Genomic DNA, 24,018 nt, shown 5'->3' with positions numbered 1-24,018 from the left:
TACAAACATAATATTTTTTGTATAATTATATTATGACTAATAGAGATATTAATGTACTGAATGATTATTTTGTGAGATATTTATTCTCATCACCAGACAGTAATCCCATACTTCTTGACTTTATCAATTCAATAATGCTTGATTCTAATATGAAAACTTTTAGATCGGTAGAGATTTTAACACCATTTAATTATAAAGAAAATTATGAAGATAAAGAAACAATAGCAGATGTAAAATGTATTACTCAAAATGGAAGTGTAGTTATTATTGAAATACAATTACAAGGCAATTCAAGATTTCCAGAACGCATACTATATTATTGGGCGTCTAATTATAGTAAATTGTTAAAACATGGTGAAAAATACGATGCTTTAACTCCTGTTATAAGTATAAACTTACTTAATTTCAATTTAGATGATAATAACTCTATACATTCCTGCTATATGATTTATGATACAAATAACAAAAGATTATTAACAGATCATTTACAGATACATATATTAGAGTTGAAAAAGTTTAAATATGATTTATTAAAACCAGATTTAAACTGTTGGTTAAAATTTTTCACTATGAAAGATAATAAGGAGGAGATTATGTCTGATATAGTAAAGGAAAAGCCTATAATGGAAGAAGTACAAAGAAGATATAATAACTTTATTAAAAATAGATTGATGATGAATGAATATGATAAAAGACAAGCATATTTATATGGTAATCAAATAATGTTAGAGGAAGAAAGAAGATTAGGCAGAGAAGAAGGTATTAAAGAAAATCAAATATCTATGGCTATAAATATGAAGAATAAAAATATGGATATTGAACTTATTAGTGAATTAACCGGATTAAGTATAGAAGAAATAAAAAACTTGTGAGTTTCTGACATTCGTTAGAATGGCAGGAGTTTATTAACGAACAAGTTTTTTATAAATAAATTAAAGAAATAAAAAACTTGTGAGTTTCTGACATTCGTTAGAATGGCAGGAGCTTATTAACGAACAAGTTTTTTATAAATAAATTAAAGAAATAAAAAACTTGTGAGTTCCTTACATAAAGCTTATTCACAATCCCTCCCTTTATCTTTTATTGATTAATTCTACAGTTATAATTTAAATTAACTTAATTGCCTAATTAAGAAATTAAAAAGTGCCAGCCCAAATGTTAATTAGATTTAAAAATATATTTCCCGCACGGTGAACAAAATTAAGAATATAATCAAAATTTGAATTACAAACAAATCTCTATTTTTTTGTTTTATTCTGCGTGCGGTATAAAAGCTTTAAATTTAAAAAAACTTGGGTGGGCAACTAAAATAACAGTAATGATTGTAAAGAAAAATGATTTAAAAATGTCAGAAATAATTGAAAGTATAAAGGGTGGGCAAATGTAAATTAAATTTTAAAACTTTATTTACATACCCACCCTTTATTCTTTATAGTGTATTTTCAAATTTTAACTTTAATTATATTAATAACTTGATAAGAAAAAGCATACCCACCCAAGTGATGCTTAAATTTGAAATCCATTTAACGCACGATTAACGAATTTTAATTATTTAATAAATTTCCATTGATAATGCAGTTATTTTTTTGGGTTTTATTCACCGTGCGTAAAGTTTATTTCAAGCCATATTTATCTTGAATCTCTTTTATATTTTCTCTAGCAATATCATAGTTAGGGTCTAATTCCAAAGCCTTTTTATAATCTTTTAAAGCTTCATTGTACTCCTCTAAATTTTCTTTAGATACTCCTCTGTTATTATAAAAAGCTCTATTATTAGGGTTTAACTCTATAGCCTTATCATAGTCTTTAATAGCTTCTTCATATTTACCTAAAACATTTTTAACAATTCCTCTGTTATTATAAACATCACTGTAATCAGAGTCCAACTCTATAGCTTTATCATAGTCTTTAATAGCTTCTTCATATTCACCTAAATCAGCTTTAGCAAGCCCCCTGTTATTATAAGCATAAGTATAATTATGGTCTAACTCTATAGCCATATCATAATCTTTAATAGCTTCTTCATATTTACCTAAATCAGCTTTAACACTTCCTCTGTTATAATAAGCAGCACTATAATTAGGGTACAACTCTATAGCCTTATCATAGTCTTTAATAGCTTCTTCATATTTACCTAAATCAGCTTTAGCAAGCCCTCTGTTATTATAAGCATAAGTATAATTATGGTCTAACTCTATAGCCATATCATAATCTTTAATAGCTTCTTCATATTCACCTAAATCAGCTTTAACACTTCCTCTGTTATAATAAGCAGCACTATAATTAGGGTACAACTCTATAGCCTTATCATAGTCTTTAATAGCTTCTTCATATTTACCTAAATTTTTTTAGCATTTCCTCTGTCATAATAAGCATTAGTATAATTAGGGGTTAATTCTATTACTTTATTAAAATCTTTAATAGCTCCTTCATATTTACCTAAATAATATTTAGTAAATCCTCTGTCATTATAAGCATCAATATTATTAGGGTTTAACTCTATCGCTTTATCATAGTCTTTAATAGAGTCTTCATATTTACCTAAATAATTTTTAGCTTTTCCTCTGCCGTTATAAGCATCAGTATAATTTGGGTCTAACTCTATAGCTTTATTATAATATACTATGGCTTCTTCATATTTTCCTTCAAGACAAAAAATATTTGCATTATCAAAATAATATTTTGAATCCATACTAGAATCATTATCATTAACAACTGACATAAAAATTTCCTAATATAAATTTATTGAAATCATTATAATATAAAAAAAATTTAATACTATAATAATTAACATAAAATATTACGCACGGTTAACTAAGCTCTATATATAATGAAGATTAAAATTATAAATCTATCTATATTTTAAATGTTATTCTGCGTGCGGTGTGCGAATTTTAAATTTAAAAAACGCTTGGGTGGGTGTTATAATTACAATGGAAAACTATCAAGAAAAATAAAATAAAAATAACAAAATAAATTTACATACCTAAAGGGTGGGCAAGTGTAATTAAATTTTAAAACTTTATTTACATACCCCGCCCTTTATTTTTATTGATTAATTCTGAAGTTATAATTTAAATTAACTTAATTGCTGAATAAGAAATTAAAGCACCCGCCCAAGTGTTTATTAAATTAAATGCTAAAATATAATAGCAATATATTAAAAACTATGATATTATTTTAATTACACATAATTTTGAAGGGTTTAAATAAATGAAAAATATCGCTATACTTGGAAGACCTAATGTAGGCAAATCTACTCTATTTAACAGATTCGCAGGAAGAAGAAAATCTATAGTTGACCCTATGGCTGGAGTTACAAGAGATATAAGCATGGCAAAAACTTATATAGATGATATAGCTTTTAATGTTTTTGATACAGGCGGACTTCTTGATGTAAGTGATGATACTTTAAATGAAAAAGTAAGAGAAAAAGCATTGAAAACTGCGGCAGAAGATGCAGATATTTTGTTGTTCTTAGTAGACGCTCATCAAAGCCACCCAGATGACAGACATTTTATTAATATGGTGAGAAAATCTGGAAAACCTATTGTATTGGTTATAAATAAAGTAGATGCTGATTCTCATAATAATTTAATAAATGAATTTTATTCTCTAGGTATAAATGATATAGTTGCTATCAGTGCCGAACATAATAACGGTATTGATGATTTGAGAGACAAAATTCTTGAAGTGCTTGAAAGAATAGGTGTTGATTTAGATGCAGAAAGAGAAGCCTCAAAAATTAATGAAAATAGTGATGAAAATGATGATGATGAGGCAGCAGAAATTGAAGATTTTGAAGAAGAATATTATGAAGATGATGATTACATGGACGAATCAGAAGATGATGAAAATTATGATAATAAGAAAGAAAAATCAAAACAATACAGACTTGATGAATATATAGCACAAAAGAAAATCATTAATATAGCTATAGTTGGAAAGCCTAATGCAGGAAAGTCCACTTTATTAAATACATTAATAGGTAAAGACAGAAGTATTGTTTCTAATATAGCAGGAACCACCAGAGATGCTATAGATGAAACATTCAATTTTAAAGGCGATGATATTTGTCTTGTTGATACAGCAGGAATAAGAAAGAAAAAAAATGTTAATACCGATGTAGAATATTACAGCGTAAACAGAGCAATAAAAGCTATAGAAGCTTCAGATGTTTGTATATTAATGCTAGATGTTTTTGAAGGCTTAACAGATCAGGATAAAACTATTGCCAACTTAATAATAGAAAGAAGAAAAGGAATTGTAATAGCAGCAAATAAATGGGATATAAGAGATAAAGAAACCACTTGGAATGATTATGAAGCATATATGAAAGATACTTTCCCAGTTTTGAATTATGCTTTTTATGCCAAAGTTTGTGCTACAAGAAAAAATGATGCAGAAAAACTTTTATCATTGGCTGTAAGAGTAGCTAAAACAAGACTTCAAAGATTTGAAACTCATGCCCTTACAGAAACTATGGTTAGAGCCACAAGAGAATATTCAATATCAGCCGGCGGAAATCTATTTAAAATTTTCTATGTTACACAAACAGGAGTTAATCCTCCTGCATTTGCTATATTCTGTAATCACCCTCATAAATTAAATTCGCATTATAAAAGATATTTAGAAAATAGATTTAGAGAGATGTTTGACTTTAGAGGAACACCTGTAATTCTTAATTTCAGAAAGAGAGGTAAAAAATATGGAGGTTAAAGATATGATATTAAAAATTATAATAAGTATTCTTGTATCATATATAATCGGAGCAATACCATTTTCATTTATAATAGGAAAAATAAATGGTCATGATGTTAGAAAAGAGGGTAGCTGTAATCCGGGTGCAAGTAATGTTTTGCGTGTATGCGGAAAGAAAGCAGGAATAGCAGCTTATATACTTGATATAGGAAAGGGTATGGTTGCTGTACTAATTCCATCATTTATTTTATCTAGTATAATATCAACACATAGTTATATATTAGTAGCTTGTGCAGTGGCATCAATACTTGGACATGTATTTTCTATATTCTTAGGATTTAAAGGCGGTAAGGGAGTAGCAACAAGTGCAGGTTCTATGTTTATGCTTGCCCCTATAAGTTTGCTTCTTACTATGGTATTTTTCTTTATAGGTTTATTTGCTTCAAGAAAAACTGTTGCAATAGGTTCTACAGTTGGAGCTTTGGCTTTTCCTATAGTTTTAAGCTTATTATATTTCAAGGCTAATTTTTTATATAAATTATTCTTTAATATTAATTATATAGTTCTTCTTCCTATAGCTATACTTTTAGCAATATTCATTATAATAAAACATATACCTAATTATAAAAGAATGCTAAAAGGCGAGGAGAATAGTTTCTCAAAAAAATAAAAAGTGAGTCGCAGACGACCAAGTATGCACCATTACAGGTGACATAGAAATAATAATAAAAAAATAGCTGACAACTTATATTTATAGGTTATCAGCTATTCGTTTATTGATTTATTTGTTTTTCTTTTTTATTGTTACAGCCATTAAAGATAATAATATTGATCCTATTCCAAGCGGTATAAATATTAAAGCCCAAGCAATTTCAGAAAAAGGAAGTTTTATATTTCTTGGTTTGTTTGGATCATACCATAATGTTAATTCATCTTTTACTTTTCTAAAAGGATAATAGCTTTCCATAGTAGTATATAGTTTTCCGAACCTTTCAGTTTCATAGCTTATTAACATAGTGCTTTCATATTTATTTTTTCCATGTTTGTAAACTCTTTTTGTTTCGTATTTTTCAACAATGCCTATAGTTTTTTTATAATTTTTTGATGCGATAACAGTAGAAGTAATATTTATAACTCCCAAAATAGTAAGTATAGCCCCAACAATAAAGATTACTAAAGCGGTTAATTTTATATTCATATTTTAATCCTGTTAATAATTATAAATAAATCGCCTTAATAATCAAGATTTATATTCCAATATGGCTAGATTAGAAACGAAGAAGAAAAAAGAAGAGTCAGCAACCTTCGTAATAATTTATATTCCAGTATGGATAGATTAGAAACTGTGATTGATGATGATAATAACATACTTGCAGGTCAATTTATATTCCAGTATGGATAGATTAGAAACTCACTTAATACATCAACTTTGTTATATATGTCTCTATTTATATTCCAGTATGGATAGATTAGAAACCAAATTGAAGCTATTCAGAAACAGCGTAAAGAGTTATTTATATTCCAGTATGGATAGATTAGAAACGATAAAAGAATTGTTGCACGTGATTACAAACTTGAAATTTATATTCCAGTATGGATAGATTAGAAACCTATACCATCGCCGATATTTTCTAAAACATCAAAAACATTTATATTCCAGTATGGATAGATTAGAAACATTTCTGTAAGTCCTTTATTTGCGAAATTAAAATTAATTTATATTCCAGTATGGATAGATTAGAAACATAGTCGAGAGTATCACGTAAGTCTCCGCATACTTGATTTACATTCCAGTATGGATAGATTAGAAACCCAGAAGGAGGAGAAGTAAAATAAGAAAAAGAAAAATTTACATTCCAGTATGGATAGATTAGAAACCCTACCGATGCCCGCCTAGATAGACCAGAGTTCTTATTTACATTCCAGTATGGATAGATTAGAAACAAAATACTCTGTACTTATATATAAGTTATCTAGAACATTTACATTCCAGTATGGATAGATTAGAAACAGACGTGAAAGGATTTATTACTCAATATTTTAGTTAATTTACATTCCAGTATGGATAGATTAGAAACTCATAGCTATATACTGACTAGCTGATAAATTAAGTTATTTACATTCCAGTATGGATAGATTAGAAACTCTGAACATAGCTTTAAAATATTAAAACCTTCAATAATTTACATTCCAGTATGGATAGATTAGAAACCCGAAAGCTCCATCTTCTTTTGCTGTTTTTCTGGAAATTTACATTCCAGTATGGATAGATTAGAAACTTAGAAAAATGTGAATGATTCGAGGAGCTTAAAAAAATTTACATTCCAGTATGGATAGATTAGAAACGGACTTAAATGGCTAAAAAGAAAGGAGCTGTAAAAAATTTACATTCCAGTATGGATAGATTAGAAACACAGCTAGAGTAACAGAATATGCAGGATATAGTACATTTACATTCCAGTATGGATAGATTAGAAACAAAAAACAAAATAAAGACTATTTATACTCATTATACAATTTACATTCCAGTATGGATAGATTAGAAACTCTAATGCTAACACTAAAAAGCAAGTAAGTAACAGATTTACATTCCAGTATGGATAGATTAGAAACGTTGACATTAAACCGACGTTTCAAAATAGCATACGGATTTACATTCCAGTATGGATAGATTAGAAACTCTTACTTGCGTATATCCTCGCCCTAGTTATCAGCAATTTACATTCCAGTATGGATAGATTAGAAACTTTTTTGTTATTCAGAGTATTACCAGCAGAAGTTGCATTTACATTCCAGTATGGATAGATTAGAAACAATACGTCTCCAGCTTCAGCTCTTTCGAGATAACTAATTTACATTCCAGTATGGATAGATTAGAAACAGAAACAATCAAAAGACTATTTGTACGCATTATATAATTTACATTCCAGTATGGATAGATTAGAAACCCACATTTTACTTCTAAACCGTGAGGGAACTTAATAATTTACATTCCAGTATGGATAGATTAGAAACGGAGGAGAATACCTAGAAAGACTAAATTACTACAACATTTACATTCCAGTATGGATAGATTAGAAACTTTCATCTCCGAACCGGGTTTAATAGATCATCATTAATTTACATTCCAGTATGGATAGATTAGAAACACTATCAACTGCTCCTTGTGCGTCCATATTTATCTGATTTACATTCCAGTATGGATAGATTAGAAACCTGTTATTCCTGTTCTGTCAATCATTGTTTCTTTACATTTACATTCCAGTATGGATAGATTAGAAACTATATTATTTATCATATTTTCGTGTCCAGCTATTTGATTTACATTCCAGTATGGATAGATTAGAAACTGCAACTGCTGTAAAGCCAACCGCAACGCCTGCAACATTTACATTCCAGTATGGATAGATTAGAAACATAATCGGATAAATTAAATATGCTTTTTGTTTTATATTTACATTCCAGTATGGATAGATTAGAAACTTTAACTACTGTATACCCTCGCCCTTCATATCAGCAATTTACATTCCAGTATGGATAGATTAGAAACACTTAACCAGTAATTGAAACTTTTAGTAGCTTGAGCATTTACATTCCAGTATGGATAGATTAGAAACTTACATCAGCTTTTATAGAATCCATAAAGCTTAACTGATTTACATTCCAGTATGGATAGATTAGAAACTCCTGTCAGTTGCCTATATATTATCGAGTAGAGAGAATTTACATTCCAGTATGGATAGATTAGAAACATTTAGGTATCCCTGATGATGGTGCAGATTCTTATGTATTTACATTCCAGTATGGATAGATTAGAAACTATATATTCTTCCCATTTGTCCCACAAAAGTCTGAAATTTACATTCCAGTATGGATAGATTAGAAACGTAAATTAAATTGTAAGCTCTGCGAGGATAGTCCAAATTTACATTCCAGTATGGATAGATTAGAAACTTAAAAGTAACTCCGTCATCATCTTGCATCCAAACATTTACATTCCAGTATGGATAGATTAGAAACCGAATTAGTTTGCGTTGGTTCTTTTGATCGTTGTTCATTTACATTCCAGTATGGATAGATTAGAAACAAAGTTTTCGCTTTGGGATTATTTCGGTTTTCCCGTATTTACATTCCAGTATGGATAGATTAGAAACATAGTAGCCTATATGAACAAAGCAGATAATATAATGAATTTATATTCCAGTATGGATAGATTAGAAACTTTAAAAGTTGCCGTCTCGGCTACTCGATAATATATATTTATATTCCAGTATGGATAGATTAGAAACACGTAACCAAACTCTGTTAATGCCTTGCTGATACGAATTTATATTCCAGTATGGATAGATTAGAAACATAAAAAAATGCTGGAAATATGGCTATATAGACTTATTTATATTCCAGTATGGATAGATTAGAAACGATTAAATTTATGGAAATGCTTATAGATAATATCAAATTTATATTCCAGTATGGATAGATTAGAAACAGGTCTTGTAACTTCTGCATTTGATGGTGTCCATCTATTTATATTCCAGTATGGATAGATTAGAAACATGTTTCGTTAAACAAATCATTAGAACCTACAGCATATTTATATTCCAGTATGGATAGATTAGAAACTTACTATACAAGACAAATTAAATTATAATTTGATACAATTTATATTCCAGTATGGATAGATTAGAAACTCTAGTGCTGGTCTTTTACTTTTAACAAAGCCTAAATTTATATTCCAGTATGGATAGATTAGAAACTAACTGCTTTATTTTATTTTCTAATCTTTTACAGTGATTTATATTCCAGTATGGATAGATTAGAAACAAAAATGATAGAGAAAAAACATAATATAATTTATTAATTTATATTCCAGTATGGATAGATTAGAAACGCATAAAAGTGATATGTCAGAGGAACGCGAACCAATATTTATATTCCAGTATGGATAGATTAGAAACAATGCAAAAGTTTAATATAGCTTATAATACATTTTAATTTATATTCCAGTATGGATAGATTAGAAACTTTAGATTTTGCTAATACTCAAAAAAGTATATTGCAATTTATATTCCAGTATGGATAGATTAGAAACAATATTATTATCGCCGTCAACAGTTCTATAAATGATATTTATATTCCAGTATGGATAGATTAGAAACATTACAACCTGTAGGAATAACACCACAGCTATAAAAATTTATATTCCAGTATGGATAGATTAGAAACATTGTCTATATACTGTTTTTTATCAAACTTAGATGCATTTATATTCCAGTATGGATAGATTAGAAACAAATGTTTTTTAAAACTTGTAGATATACAAGCAATAAAATTTATATTCCAGTATGGATAGATTAGAAACTGAATGAGGAATACCCATATAGTCTATATGAAAATTATTTATATTCCAGTATGGATAGATTAGAAACGGAACTTTTGGAAGTCAAGTAATAGATGTTTGCTTAATTTATATTCCAGTATGGATAGATTAGAAACAAGGGAAGGTGTTATTCCTATACAGTTTGAAAATGAATTTATATTCCAGTATGGATAGATTAGAAACTTATATTTTAATTGCCAAGTACCTCCAAAAAGTTTTTCATTTATATTCCAGTATGGATAGATTAGAAACTCTAAGTTCTTATAAAAGCTATTATCCATTGATTCAATTTATATTCCAGTATGGATAGATTAGAAACTCCGCGACCTTGCCAGTCATTACTGTATTCACTCATATTTATATTCCAGTATGGATAGATTAGAAACATACCAGTCGCCACTTGGCATTTTATGAACTGCCAAATTTATATTCCAGTATGGATAGATTAGAAACTCATCTTTATAAATAATAGTTTCTATTGAATATTTATTTATATTCCAGTATGGATAGATTAGAAACTTATTTTTTGCAGATATACATACGTTGTCTGAATTGATTTATATTCCAGTATGGATAGATTAGAAACTAAAATATCGTTTTTATAACTCAATAAAGTAAATTCATTTATATTCCAGTATGGATAGATTAGAAACGTTAAATTAAGATCTCCAATGTATTGTAAACAAAAATTTATATTCCAGTATGGATAGATTAGAAACCCTTGTACTGTTTTGTATACATACTTATCACTAGAATTTATATTCCAGTATGGATAGATTAGAAACTTATGAAGAAATGAATAAATATTATCGTTCTTTTGTATTTATATTCCAGTATGGATAGATTAGAAACTGTACTAGAGCAAATATTACAAGGTAATAAAATACAATTTATATTCCAGTATGGATAGATTAGAAACAAAATCGCGAAATGTTAGAAAAATTGCATGAAAAAAATTTATATTCCAGTATGGATAGATTAGAAACTCACAACATCATCTATATACTTGAATAAAGCCTCAAATTTATATTCCAGTATGGATAGATTAGAAACTAATGTTATACCGATTGCATCTGTCACATCTGTTGCATTTATATTCCAGTATGGATAGATTAGAAACTTTTAATGACAATGGTGAGAAATTATTAGAAAAAGGATTTATATTCCAGTATGGATAGATTAGAAACTTATGACGAAATGAGAATTAGACAACCTCAAGTCTGATTTATATTCCAGTATGGATAGATTAGAAACTTATGACGAAATGAGAATTAGACAACCTCAAGTCTGATTTATATTCCAGTATGGATAGATTAGAAACTATACTTTCTTTTTAGAAAAGAAAGTAACAAAGAAAATTTATATTCCAGTATGGATAGATTAGAAACTTAATTTCTAATCTAAACACATTGGAAAAAGCACTCATTTATATTCCAGTATGGATAGATTAGAAACTAGTATCAGTTAAATCCCCAAGTAGTACTATTAAATTATTTATATTCCAGTATGGATAGATTAGAAACAGAACATGTTTATACTAGAGATGATATTATATCTTTATTTATATTCCAGTATGGATAGATTAGAAACTAAATTATATTTTTTAGTATTATTTATTATATCATCATTTATATTCCAGTATGGATAGATTAGAAACCTTGCCGTCAACTTCAACATACTCATCATTGACTATATTTATATTCCAGTATGGATAGATTAGAAACTGAAAGACGTTGTAATTTTGATTTATGAGGTTATATAATTTATATTCCAGTATGGATAGATTAGAAACTGGAATGAAAATATTAACATTAGGTGATATTCATTTATTTATATTCCAGTATGGATAGATTAGAAACTTATCAAACGTTGTTGGAAATATGGTTATATTGACTTATTTATATTCCAGTATGGATAGATTAGAAACATTTATAGAATAAAACGTTATTCTTAGTATTTTCTATTTATATTCCAGTATGGATAGATTAGAAACTAATTTGATATAACAAATATCATCTAAATCTATATCATTTATATTCCAGTATGGATAGATTAGAAACACTTCGGTAAATGCAAATGAGTTTGAGGATTACGTATATTTATATTCCAGTATGGATAGATTAGAAACTTAAACGAATATGTTATTTCTTCAATTTTATCTTGATTTATATTCCAGTATGGATAGATTAGAAACTTTTGATTCGAATACGAATTCCTTATAAATATCTTTATTTATATTCCAGTATGGATAGATTAGAAACAGACAAATATTTTAATTATTTAATTGTTAAAAAAAAATTTATATTCCAGTATGGATAGATTAGAAACAAACATATAGATAAATATTTTAATTATTTAATAGTATTTATATTCCAGTATGGATAGATTAGAAACTTATGAAAATGAAATAAAAGAAGCTGAAAATTTAATATTTATATTCCAGTATGGATAGATTAGAAACATATGCTATCACAAAGCTTATACAATAACTGTACAGATTTATATTCCAGTATGGATAGATTAGAAACGAATAGGTACTATGGTTATAAATTATATTAAAGATTATTTATATTCCAGTATGGATAGATTAGAAACAACTATTTCAATCTTCTTAAATAATTTCCAAGAAAGATTTATATTCCAGTATGGATAGATTAGAAACTAATGAATTAAATTTAGATAATAAAAATATAATTTATATTTATATTCCAGTATGGATAGATTAGAAACAAAATAGTATTATCATTCTTAAATTCTTGTTTAGAAATTTATATTCCAGTATGGATAGATTAGAAACTATTTGATTTTTATACATATTTAGTTTAGAAAATAAATTTATATTCCAGTATGGATAGATTAGAAACCTATATACGAAGCTTTAAATAAGCTAGAAGAACCAAATTTATATTCCAGTATGGATAGATTAGAAACATATGTATAATAAAAATAAAAAGGAGAAAAATTATAATTTATATTCCAGTATGGATAGATTAGAAACATATGCTTCTGATGATTCTAAATCAATTAAGCTTGTATTTATATTCCAGTATGGATAGATTAGAAACTAAATACATGTTAAATAATGTTTGTGTTTATGAAAAATTTATATTCCAGTATGGATAGATTAGAAACTAAAGTATTCCATCTATTATTAAGATATATGTGTTTATTTATATTCCAGTATGGATAGATTAGAAACTTATATCTGTCTCATTTAAATAATCTAATACATATGAATTTATATTCCAGTATGGATAGATTAGAAACACAACCATTAGCAATAAAAGAGGCACAACCATAAATATTTATATTCCAGTATGGATAGATTAGAAACTTAATTATCATAATATTTTAAGTGATGTATTGTACAAATTTATATTCCAGTATGGATAGATTAGAAACATCATTGTTAAAGTTTGAACCGCCAGCAAATACTGCATTTATATTCCAGTATGGATAGATTAGAAACATATTGGGTTTTCTAAGAATTATTCTTCTAAATCCACATTTATATTCCAGTATGGATAGATTAGAAACATAGTAATAGATCATCATCGTTACAGAAGAGAAGGATTTATATTCCAGTATGGATAGATTAGAAACATATAAATTATGCATGGGAGGAATCCATACAGATTCATTTATATTCCAGTATGGATAGATTAGAAACATATAAAATACTTTCTAATACTTGGAGTCCTAAAATATTTATATTCCAGTATGGATAGATTAGAAACCATAAAATGCCAGCAGACTTCAAGAGACAAGCGTATATTTATATTCCAGTATGGATAGATTAGAAACATATATTTATTATGCTAAATATATAAACCTTTATAAATTTATATTCCAGTATGGATAGATTAGAAACTTTAGATAGTCGTTCAAATGATGTAACATTAGAAGTATTTATATTCCAGTATGGATAGATTAGAAACATATCTAGATTATTCAGATGAAGATTATAATAAATCCATTTATATTCCAGTATGGATAGATTAGAAACTTTCTAAATTTATCTTATTAGAAATCTCTTTAATATATTTATATTCCAGTATGGATAGATTAGAAACTAAAGTATTCCATCTATTATTAAGATATATATGTTTATTTATATTCCAGTATGGATAGATTAGAAACTTTAGATAGTCGTTCAAATGATGTAACATTAGAAGTATTTATATTCCAGTATGGATAGATTAGAAACGTTAAGTATTATAAATGATGTGGATAATAATTTAATATTTATATTCCAGTATGGATAGATTAGAAACTCTAATACTTGGAGTCCTAAAATAGGATATGCATCTATTTATATTCCAGTATGGATAGATTAGAAACTTATCTGATTTTTATACATATTTAGTTTAGAAAATAAATTTATATTCCAGTATGGATAGATTAGAAACCATCATCTCGCGAGGCATTCTCTGAGAATAAACAGCATTTATATTCCAGTATGGATAGATTAGAAACTAAAATACAAAGCCTATTAAAAAATAGACTACCCGCATTTATATTCCAGTATGGATAGATTAGAAACAATGCTGATGACAGATCTTCTGGTGGTGTTAGCATAATTTATATTCCAGTATGGATAGATTAGAAACAATTAAAATAAACGAATATAAATATAAGAAAAAGGAATTTATATTCCAGTATGGATAGATTAGAAACATTAGTATTCGTACTAGATACTGATTTTGAAAGAACATTTATATTCCAGTATGGATAGATTAGAAACTATATGCTATCACAAAGCTTATACAATAACTGTACAATTTATATTCCAGTATGGATAGATTAGAAACATGAAACCTTCTGAAAGAAATGAATATATTTCTGAAATTTATATTCCAGTATGGATAGATTAGAAACTGTATTTCTTAATTATGGTATACTCAAAGAGTACAGATTTATATTCCAGTATGGATAGATTAGAAACATAGATTGTAATAATTGGGAGGAATTAAATAAAAAATTTATATTCCAGTATGGATAGATTAGAAACATTGAAGAAATTAAAAATTTAAGTATTTGTTATTATATTTATATTCCAGTATGGATAGATTAGAAACACTATATTTAACATTATTACCAACAACTTCATCATTATTTATATTCCAGTATGGATAGATTAGAAACTTGTGATTCTTGAACTATTCTTTTTATCACAGAATCATTTATATTCCAGTATGGATAGATTAGAAACAGAATATATTGAACTTCCTGACAAAGATTGTTTAGGATTTATATTCCAGTATGGATAGATTAGAAACTTATATTAAAAAATAGTGTTTTTATTTATAATTATATTTATATTCCAGTATGGATAGATTAGAAACTATTTTATTTCTTAAAAAATGATAAGGCATATTAAGATTTATATTCCAGTATGGATAGATTAGAAACTAAACTTAGAACATATAATTTACAGTCATCGCAAACATTTATATTCCAGTATGGATAGATTAGAAACTTGTTATGTGAACTATTGTTTAGTAGATCCTGCTTTATTTATATTCCAGTATGGATAGATTAGAAACCATAAACTACTTTTGATATTGGTTTGGCTTTATTTTCATTTATATTCCAGTATGGATAGATTAGAAACAAAGAATTAGAAATAATTAGAGTAAGAGAGAGTAAAGATTTATATTCCAGTATGGATAGATTAGAAACCGACACCCGACCTCGTATGACGAGAGCCACACGGTATTTATATTCCAGTATGGATAGATTAGAAACGAGAATAAAGAGAAAGAATAATTAAAGAGAATTAGAATTTATATTCCAGTATGGATAGATTAGAAACTTAGCACTCTCTCCCGCAACTGCTGAAGGATAAACATTTATATTCCAGTATGGATAGATTAGAAACGCTTTCTAATTCTTTAGTAAATGCTTTAAATAGTAAATTTATATTCCAGTATGGATAGATTAGAAACTTGAATAGTAAGAAGCAACATTTGATTTTCTAATTTATTTATATTCCAGTATGGATAGATTAGAAACTTGGAGCCGTCTATTTCCATAACTAGCTTAAAATTATTTATATTCCAGTATGGATAGATTAGAAACCCTAAATCGCAGCCTTGTAAAGTTGAGGAAGTGAAATTTATATTCCAGTATGGATAGATTAGAAACATAACTTTATATAATTTAAGCAGAGATAAATATTTTATTTATATTCCAGTATGGATAGATTAGAAACCCGTAAATTTGCGACTTTTTCATAATTTATACTGTTAAATAATCAATATACAACAATACATAATGATAAAACAGTTAATAAACATATTTTTGATAAAAAATATCTGTCGATAAAGTGTCATTTTTTAATAATTATATATCGACGATAACAATATTCTATATAAAATTAGAAGTATTGTCAATACTTTCTTCTACCAAAAATTCTTTATCAAGCCATTTTTCATTACGGCTTTTAAAAACTATACAAGAATCTTTTCCTTTTCTTAAAATGTCAAAGAGCTTATTTTTTAATTCCAAATACTGTACTTTTGAAAGTTCTCCTTCAAATACAGATTTTTGTATATGATTAAGATACGCCTTGCAAGTTTTAAAAACTATTCTTGAAACTCTGGCACCATCTTCGTCATCTGTTTGTATATCATAAACTAATATTAAATACATTTATTTTACCACCATATTATAAAAGGTTTGTATTCCTTTTCATTAAGCAAATGTTTGGATATTTTATATAATTCCAATCTAATCAAATGTTTATATGAAACATCTTTATTTAAACTTCTATGTTTTATTGTTGTTAATAATCTTTTTTCCAATTCTTCCATTATAGTTTTTAATGCTTTATCTTTAATCCTCAAAAAATTACTTTCTTTATCAAAATCATTTTCATTTATCATATTTTTATTTAGCAGTGTGAATATTAATCTATCTACTATTAGTGGTTTAAAAATTTCTGCAGCATCAAGAGATAATGAAAATCTTTTAGTTGATGGTTCATGTAAATAACTTATAGTAGGATTTAATTGTGTTTTATAAATCTCTGATAATACTTTTGTATAAAGCAGTGAGTTTAAAAAACTTATAAGTGAATTAACCATATTATCCGGCGGACGTTTTACTCTTTTTTCAAAGTCTATTTCCTGATTAATAATTTTTTTCCAAGAACTATAATAAACTTTATGAATGTTTCCTTCAATTCCCATTATTTCATTTATATTATAATAGCTATTTAAACTAGATTTTAATTTTTCTATTGATTCAATTTCTTCCTGCAAATCTTTTCCTCTATTAGCATAATATTTTAAATTTCTTAATATATTCTCTGCTGCTCCATAAACAAATTTTTTGGCAAGCAGACTTCGTTTATCATAATCACTGTAATGCATAACCTGATGAACAAGTAAATCACCAGAAACTAATTTTTCTCTAGGATAAAAACTTCCAGCATAAAATTCATAATAATTAAAAAAATGTACACATATTCCCATTTGTGATAAAAAATTAAGCAGTTTAGTATTAATTGTTACTTCAGAAAAAATATATATGTCATAAATTACTTCTATAGGTAAATCTCTTTTTTCTCCGTTTGATTTTATAAACTGTAAGGTATTATCTTTTCTTTTAAGTTCGCCGCTTGAAAATAAATAATAAGATTTACTCATAAAAATAATTCCTCCTATATATAACAAAACTCATAATAAGCGCATTTTTTACAGGAACTTTTATTAATAGTCTCTGGTATATTTTTTTCAGATAGAGTTTTATTTATAATTTCTAGTCTTTCAAAAATTTTTTTATCATCTCCTTCTTCAAGCAGCACTTCTTCTTTATATCTTTTTGAAGGTATATTTAATTCGCCTTTTATATTATCAAATCCATGCTGTTTTAATATAAATAAATAATATTTTATTTGATTAATAGCCATTTGTTTTTCTTTATCAGATTTTTTTACTTCATGTACAATATTATCTTTTAAAAAATCAATATTTACTTTATTATCTATCATAAAGTTATGTTTTTGATTTGTATAAGTATTTTCATCAATAAACTTTCCAATCTGTACAAATTCATTTTCTCCTTCAAAAGATAAATTATGATAAGAAAGCCATACCTTTCTCATACATAGAAAACTATAAGAATAAATTGTTCCTGTTACATAATTTATATTTTCATCATTCATAAATTAATCCCACATAAGAGAATCATCTTTTTTATCAAGAAGTCCAAATTCATCATCATATTTCAAATCAACAATAAATATTTTATTAGTTTTATTTCTGTTCAGATTTATTTCTATATTCGTATTGCTTTTAAATCTTTTATAAGTTTTTATTGAAGTTGTAAAGCCTAATAATTCTTTTTTCTTTCTTATTAATTTCTCATAATCTTCTTTAGTTAATTTTTTTAAGTTTAATAATTCATCATATTCTTTTATTATATTATTTTCTTTACTAATTAAATCTTCGTAAATATTTAAAGGCATTACTGTTACATTATCTATTTTTCTAAAAAGCTCATCGCATTCTCCTTTATCAATAGCAGCAGGAGTAAGATTTGTAATATCTTTTAACGCCTCTTTTATTTTTGATAAATATTCACTATTTTCTAATTCATCATAATCATAAACTTTATTTATAAAATCCTGTTTATCTTCTTCAGTAAATATTTTATTATCATAGCTTTTTATATAATCAATAGAGCGTTTATATATTTCTTTATCATATACATAAGGAACACCATTTTCACTATTATAAATAAATATATTAGGTTCATCTTTTTTATAATCTCTGTTTCTGTAAACTCTACCCATTCTCTGAAGCAAACTGTCGGCAGCAGACATATCAGTATGAAGTTCATCAAAATCTATATCCAAACTAGCCTCTACTATTTGAGTTGATATCCATATACCGAAAGTTTCCTCTCTTTTATTTTCATTATTAGGAGCGAAGTTTTTTATTTGCTCTTCTTTTGCTTTTCTGTCTTTCATTATGAATATTGAATGAAGAAGATTAATAGTTATATCATTATTTTTTTCTTTGATTAAATCTTTCAAATACTTATAAATCTCCTGAGCTTGATTAACTGTATTACAAATTATAAGTACTTTTTTATTTTCAGCACTTTTAAGTATTTTATTATAATCAAATTCTTTTTCATCTATGAATTTTATAAAATGCCTTTTAATACTTTTGTTATCATTATCAAGTTTAAAAAAAGCATTATGAGGCATTTCAAATTTAATATTATTTTCTTCCATCAATTTTTTTATTATAGGAGGAAGTGTGGCAGTCATAATGCAGAACTTGCCTCCTATATCATTTATCACTTTAAGTCCGTAGATAATAAAAGCAGTTATTTCCGGAGTATATGATTGTATTTCATCGATTATCAATTTACTATATTTCAAAGTAGCTGGAAAAATTTCTGTTCCTAAAGATTTAAACACAAAATAGAAAAGCTGATCTATAGTACAAACAGTAAAAGGAAAAGAAAGTTTTTTACTTTTATTATATTTATCAAGCACATCATCAATACTTATATCATTATCAAGCATATCGTTAACGCTGTCAGAATGTAAGAAAGTTATTTTTTCACTGTCATAATAATTTTCTTTTATCCTATCATAAATAGCATTGATAGACACTTTCAAAGGAAGCGTATAAAAGGTTTTTGAGTTTCCAGCCCAAAGTAAAGCCCCTTCAGTTTTACCTATACCAGTAGAAGCAATCACAACTATATTATTATTTTGATTTTGAAGCATATACTCTTGGCATTCATTGGGCTTAAACTTTCCTAAAACTTTTTTTGAAGCGTCATCACTTTGTATTTCTATTTTATCATCATAAGCACTAGCCGCATAATCCAATTTGTTGAGCATTCCTTTTATAATGATATAATTTTTCCAAATATCATAAGAAGGATTATAATTTTCTTTTATAACATTCATTGATACGCCTAAATATCTGCATTTAAGTTTATCATTATAAATTTTTTTATAAAATGCAATATCATTATCAACGATTGTTTTTATATCAGTAGAACTTATTTCTAAACCATTATTATTTAAAGCTTTTCTTGTATGATGATTATAAATAGCACTTGATAATGCTTTTATTTCATCTTCTGAAAATTTTTCTTCTAATTCATTAATATTCAAAAAAGCACAGCTTAAAATACCATGCGGAATTTCTTCAATGTTTAACTCTTTATATAATTTCTCTAAATAATTATTAATTTCAAAATTTTGATTTATACTTTTATAAATTTTCTTTTGAAATTTATAATTCATCTTTCCCAAGTCATGAGTTTCGCATGCTATTTTTATAAGCTCTAATTCTTTTTCATTAAAATATTTTTCATACATACTTTTAAAATCTTCAAATAATTTTATAAGATTTTCAGTATGTTTTTCAATACTTTCTGTATGGTATGAATCATTATATTTATTGCTTTTCGCTAAAAAATTTTCTTTTTCCATTATGCTAAAAATAATCCTAACTTACTATTTTTTTCTTTGATCACATCTTTTTTAAAAGTTAATACACTTCCTTTATTGATATATTTTGCTTTAACTTTTTCTTTCCAATAGCGTATATTAGTTTTTTTATTAATATCAAAAACTTTATTCAAATTATAAACGGTGCCTATTAATTCTTCTTTGTTTCTTATATTATCAAGCATACTGTAAGGCATATAAGCATCATAAAGCATTTCTATTTCATCAGTTTCTTCTGTTTCAACTATACTTACTTTGTCTATTCTTAATATATCTTCATGACGTCCTAAAGCAGGATATACAGAAGGTCTTTTTAAACCATTCTCAATAACTTCAAATAAACTTTCATCTTCAGGAACAATATGAATAATTAAATTAACATCAACTATTACTTCAGCATATCCCAGTCCTTTAGTAATGCCGTCAAAACCTCCGTCATCATTTTTCACTTTTAATTGATGCCTTGAAGGATCGTATTTAATTCCGAAGAAATATCTAGTATACAAATCAGTTAATGAACTTTTTGTTTCTCCTTGAATACTTATCTTCATTTCTCTGTATCCGTCTAAAAAATTGCAGACTTTATGAATCATTCCTATAACAGTAGAGTAGGGAGGAAGTTTAAAGCTTTCCTGAAATTGTATGCTAGAAGGCCTTTTATAATTTGGCATGTTTTGATAACATTCTAGTTTAATAGCTTTTGTTATATTTTTATCATGCATAATATTCATCAACCTTTTTAGATAATTCATCTATAACATAAGATACACTTTGTGCTTTTAATTTTTCTTTTATTTCTTCAGTATTTGAAAACATTGAATCTACTAATCCGCATATAGTGTTATTTTTTATTTCTGTATCCAAGTCAAGAACATCTGTTATAGTTTTTATTTCCAAATTATTTTTATTAACTTTTAATCTGTTTTCAAAGAAAGGATTTTTTATATTATAAACTCCGCCTATTATGAATATAGGACTTAAATTTTCTCTCCTTCCTCTTATATCTCTATATAAAGTTTTTAATACTTTTAAAAGTTCTTTAACTCTTTTTGCTTTTTCTTTATTATCAATTTCATATTTATCTTTATTATTTTCTTTATCTTTTATGATTTCATCTATTCCTACTTTATCTAAATCTATAGTTACAGTGTATGCATAGTATGATTTATGTATTTCACTTTGAGCAATAGCATTATCCATACCGCCTCTTTTAGCAAGTGCCATATTTGTAAGAAAATCTAAATCAGAATTATAACTTTCTAAAGCAATAGCATTACTTAATCTTACAACTGCATTCCTAGTATTTGAAGAACCATTCACGCTGTTTTTTCCTGTTTTCATGTATCCGAAAAAATCTATCTCCGGATAATCTTTAATAGAAGCATCTTTTTCAAATTGTACAACTTTATCAGCATTAGAAACTTTTGTATTATCCCAGCCTAATTGATTTATAATATTATATCTTAATGCTTGTCTTGATATATAACTGTAGCTGTTTCCATCTCCTCTGCTTAGCTTTTTTAAAGAGCTTATATTTCCGAAACTCTCTCCATAGTTTGCACTTTCTGCTTCAAATATTATACTTAAAGTTAATCCTTTATTTTCCATGTTGTTATTCTCCTTTAATTAAAATAATTATTATTTATTACATGTCATTTTCTTTTGATTCATCATTTTTATCTTTATCATCTTTATTATCATTTGATGAGCCTTTAAGTCCTAGTATATAAGCATTACCAATAGTTTTAAACTCTTCATCGCTTTTAAAAATATTTAGAAATATGTTTGGTATGCTTAAATTCATTCCCGCATAAAGCCTTGTAATATTACTCAAAAATAAATCTCTGTTTGAAGTATGAACATAATTTATTAATTGATAAACTAAGCCTCTTAATTTGTTATCAGCTTCTTTATTCTGTTCATTTGTTAAATGAGCATTTTCTTTAGCACCTATTAATTTGCATCTCATTTCATTGCCGTTTTTATAGGCTATATATGCTAAATCAAATTGTTTTTGCATATTATTATCCTCCTTCAAAATTTTAGTATCCAAAAACATAGTGTCTTTTGCTATTTGTATTTTTAATATATTAAATATTGTTCTTATTAAAAAATTATTATTTTCAATTTTTAATAATGTAAATATTAAATTCCATTGATTTATAAAGTTTAAAATATTTTCCAAACAATCCTTATAAATATCAATCCAATAATCATCAGTTATTTTTATTGATTTTATTTTTGCTATATAATTAAGTTCTTTTTTCATTGACTCAATAATTTGAAGCGAGTCTTTTCCTATAGTGTTAAATAAATAATGATTTTTATCTCTTATAATTACTTGAATAGATTTTAATTCTTTAGTTTTTTCAGCTAATAGCCTTCTTATTATTTCATTGTATGCAGTATAAGTTTTATTTTCTTCATCGTTATTTGAAAAATCTATTCTGCCATTCATTTTTATTAATGCATCTATACTGTCATTTTGATTAACGAATATCATACTATTTGATATATCTATAAATCCCAAAGGAGTACATGCATATATATAATTGCATAAAGCACATATAAAACTGTCAGGATTATAATTCCAAAAAGCGGATTTTTTTCTATTTGTATCAACGCCCACTTCAAATAAAAAAGTAGTATCAATATCTTTATTTATGCTTTCATTACAAACTACACAATTATAATTATATTTCTTTTTATTATTGATAAGTTCTTTTAATGGCTTTTCAAATGATTGATAAAACATTTCTTTTATATCTTTTTTTGAATTGGCAGGAAGTAAGAATGCTTTATTTTCCCAGAACTGATTTATTTTAGTATACATTATATTTTTCATTAAGAGGGTATCTCTTACTTCTTTATTATTTTCAAAATCTGATTTTATTTCTTTTAAATGAGGTTTTATCTGTTCTATATCAAAATTTTTTGCTTTTATAATTTCTTTTATTTTTTCTATATTATCTTGTATATTTACTGAAATGCCTTTAGTTGTTAAAGTTTCTAATCCTGTTTTTATACTTGCGGCAGAAAAATAATCTATTATATTTTTTATATCATCTTTATAATCTTTATTTTCTTTGTCATTTAAGATAATATCAATTTTTTTAATGCTTTCTGATATATTAGTTTTATCTCCAAATTTTTTAACTATTCTATCAATATACATTTGGGATAAATCTGCATTGAGTAAAAATTCTTTTTTTACAAATAGAGTTTGACCATCAAGATAAAAATCTTTTTTGTCTTCTAAACTATCTCCTTTTTTAGCTTTATGGTTTTCTTTTGCTTCTTCCAGAACTTCAATGAATCCAATAACTCCAGCATTGAAAAGGAAAGTATCAAGATTAATTTCAAAATATTCGCTTTCAAGTTTATTGTTTTCTTTATCTTCTAAAGTTAATTCTTGTTTAGTATCTTTTTTTGTTCTTGGCATAAAAAATCC

The 24,018-nt window shown here is 26.3% G+C and carries 13 protein-coding genes and 1 CRISPR repeat array; of the genes, 3 read left to right on the top strand and 10 right to left on the bottom strand.

The genetic code is table 11. The annotated features are described in order from the left end of the window. Positions 1-32: 32 nt before the first annotated feature. Positions 33-872 carry an Rpn family recombination-promoting nuclease/putative transposase gene (locus tag R4K56_RS02000; protein WP_335771609.1) on the top strand — a complete coding sequence of 280 codons (840 nt, stop codon included), beginning with the start codon at positions 33-35 and terminating at the stop codon, positions 870-872. A 741-nt stretch (positions 873-1,613) separates the two neighbouring features. Here the strand turns inward: R4K56_RS02000 and R4K56_RS01995 are convergent. Beyond that, positions 1,614-2,321 carry a tetratricopeptide repeat protein gene (locus tag R4K56_RS01995; protein WP_335771633.1) on the bottom strand — a complete coding sequence of 236 codons (708 nt, stop codon included), beginning with the start codon at positions 2,319-2,321 and terminating at the stop codon, positions 1,614-1,616. Between the two features lie 17 nt (positions 2,322-2,338). Beyond that, positions 2,339-2,722 (bottom strand): tetratricopeptide repeat protein, encoded by a 384-nt coding sequence (locus R4K56_RS01990; RefSeq protein ID WP_335771608.1) that lies wholly within the window; start codon positions 2,720-2,722, stop codon positions 2,339-2,341. A 491-nt stretch (positions 2,723-3,213) separates the two neighbouring features. On the opposite strand from R4K56_RS01990, the gene der reads away from it, so the two are divergent. Both der and plsY read left to right on the top strand, forming a co-directional pair. Beyond that, on the top strand, positions 3,214-4,719 hold the full coding sequence (der, locus tag R4K56_RS01985) for a ribosome biogenesis GTPase Der (RefSeq protein WP_335771607.1): 1,506 nt from the start codon (positions 3,214-3,216) through the stop codon (positions 4,717-4,719). A 4-nt stretch (positions 4,720-4,723) separates the two neighbouring features. Beyond that, complete coding sequence (plsY, locus tag R4K56_RS01980) at positions 4,724-5,371, top strand: glycerol-3-phosphate 1-O-acyltransferase PlsY (protein WP_335771606.1); 648 nt, start codon at positions 4,724-4,726, stop codon at positions 5,369-5,371. A gap of 111 nt (positions 5,372-5,482) precedes the next feature. Here plsY and R4K56_RS01975 read toward each other — a convergent pair whose 3' ends face one another. From R4K56_RS01975 to R4K56_RS01940, 8 genes are all read right to left on the bottom strand, one after another. Beyond that, positions 5,483-5,899, bottom strand: a complete 417-nt coding sequence (locus R4K56_RS01975; RefSeq protein WP_335771605.1) for a DUF3592 domain-containing protein — start codon at positions 5,897-5,899, stop codon at positions 5,483-5,485. A gap of 47 nt (positions 5,900-5,946) precedes the next feature. Then, positions 5,947-16,295: a CRISPR direct-repeat array (repeat unit 31 nt; unit sequence ATTTATATTCCAGTATGGATAGATTAGAAAC). A gap of 155 nt (positions 16,296-16,450) precedes the next feature. Then, positions 16,451-16,735 (bottom strand): CRISPR-associated endonuclease Cas2, encoded by a 285-nt coding sequence (cas2, locus tag R4K56_RS01970; protein WP_335771604.1) that lies wholly within the window; start codon positions 16,733-16,735, stop codon positions 16,451-16,453. Between the two features lie 5 nt (positions 16,736-16,740). Beyond that, a complete protein-coding gene (gene cas1b / locus R4K56_RS01965) occupies positions 16,741-17,733 on the bottom strand; it encodes a type I-B CRISPR-associated endonuclease Cas1b (protein WP_297295506.1) in 993 nt (330 codons plus the stop codon). Positions 17,734-17,747: 14 nt separating this feature from the next. Next, complete coding sequence (locus R4K56_RS01960) at positions 17,748-18,251, bottom strand: CRISPR-associated protein Cas4 (protein WP_335771603.1); 504 nt, start codon at positions 18,249-18,251, stop codon at positions 17,748-17,750. 3 nt (positions 18,252-18,254) lie between these two features. Further along, on the bottom strand, positions 18,255-20,549 hold the full coding sequence (gene cas3, locus R4K56_RS01955; protein ID WP_335771602.1) for a CRISPR-associated helicase Cas3': 2,295 nt from the start codon (positions 20,547-20,549) through the stop codon (positions 18,255-18,257). Then, positions 20,549-21,289 carry a CRISPR-associated protein Cas5 gene (gene cas5 / locus R4K56_RS01950; RefSeq protein WP_335769163.1) on the bottom strand — a complete coding sequence of 247 codons (741 nt, stop codon included), beginning with the start codon at positions 21,287-21,289 and terminating at the stop codon, positions 20,549-20,551. Before cas5 ends, cas3 begins: the two co-directional genes overlap by 1 nt. Continuing rightward, the gene (gene cas7i / locus R4K56_RS01945; RefSeq protein WP_335771601.1) at positions 21,282-22,175 is read right to left on the bottom strand and encodes a type I-B CRISPR-associated protein Cas7/Cst2/DevR; all 894 of its coding nucleotides are present in this window, start codon (positions 22,173-22,175) and stop codon (positions 21,282-21,284) included. The genes cas5 and cas7i overlap by 8 nt, the downstream gene beginning before the upstream one ends. A gap of 37 nt (positions 22,176-22,212) precedes the next feature. After that, positions 22,213-24,009 (bottom strand): Cas8a1 family CRISPR/Cas system-associated protein, encoded by a 1,797-nt coding sequence (locus R4K56_RS01940; protein ID WP_335771600.1) that lies wholly within the window; start codon positions 24,007-24,009, stop codon positions 22,213-22,215. Positions 24,010-24,018: the final 9 nt, after the last annotated feature.

It is taken from the genome of Brachyspira pulli, from assembly GCF_036997785.1.
Lineage (GTDB): Bacteria > Spirochaetota > Brachyspiria > Brachyspirales > Brachyspiraceae > Brachyspira > Brachyspira pulli.
The sequence above is the reverse complement of the archived record's forward strand: the minus strand, read 5'-3'. Positions and strand labels throughout refer to the sequence as shown.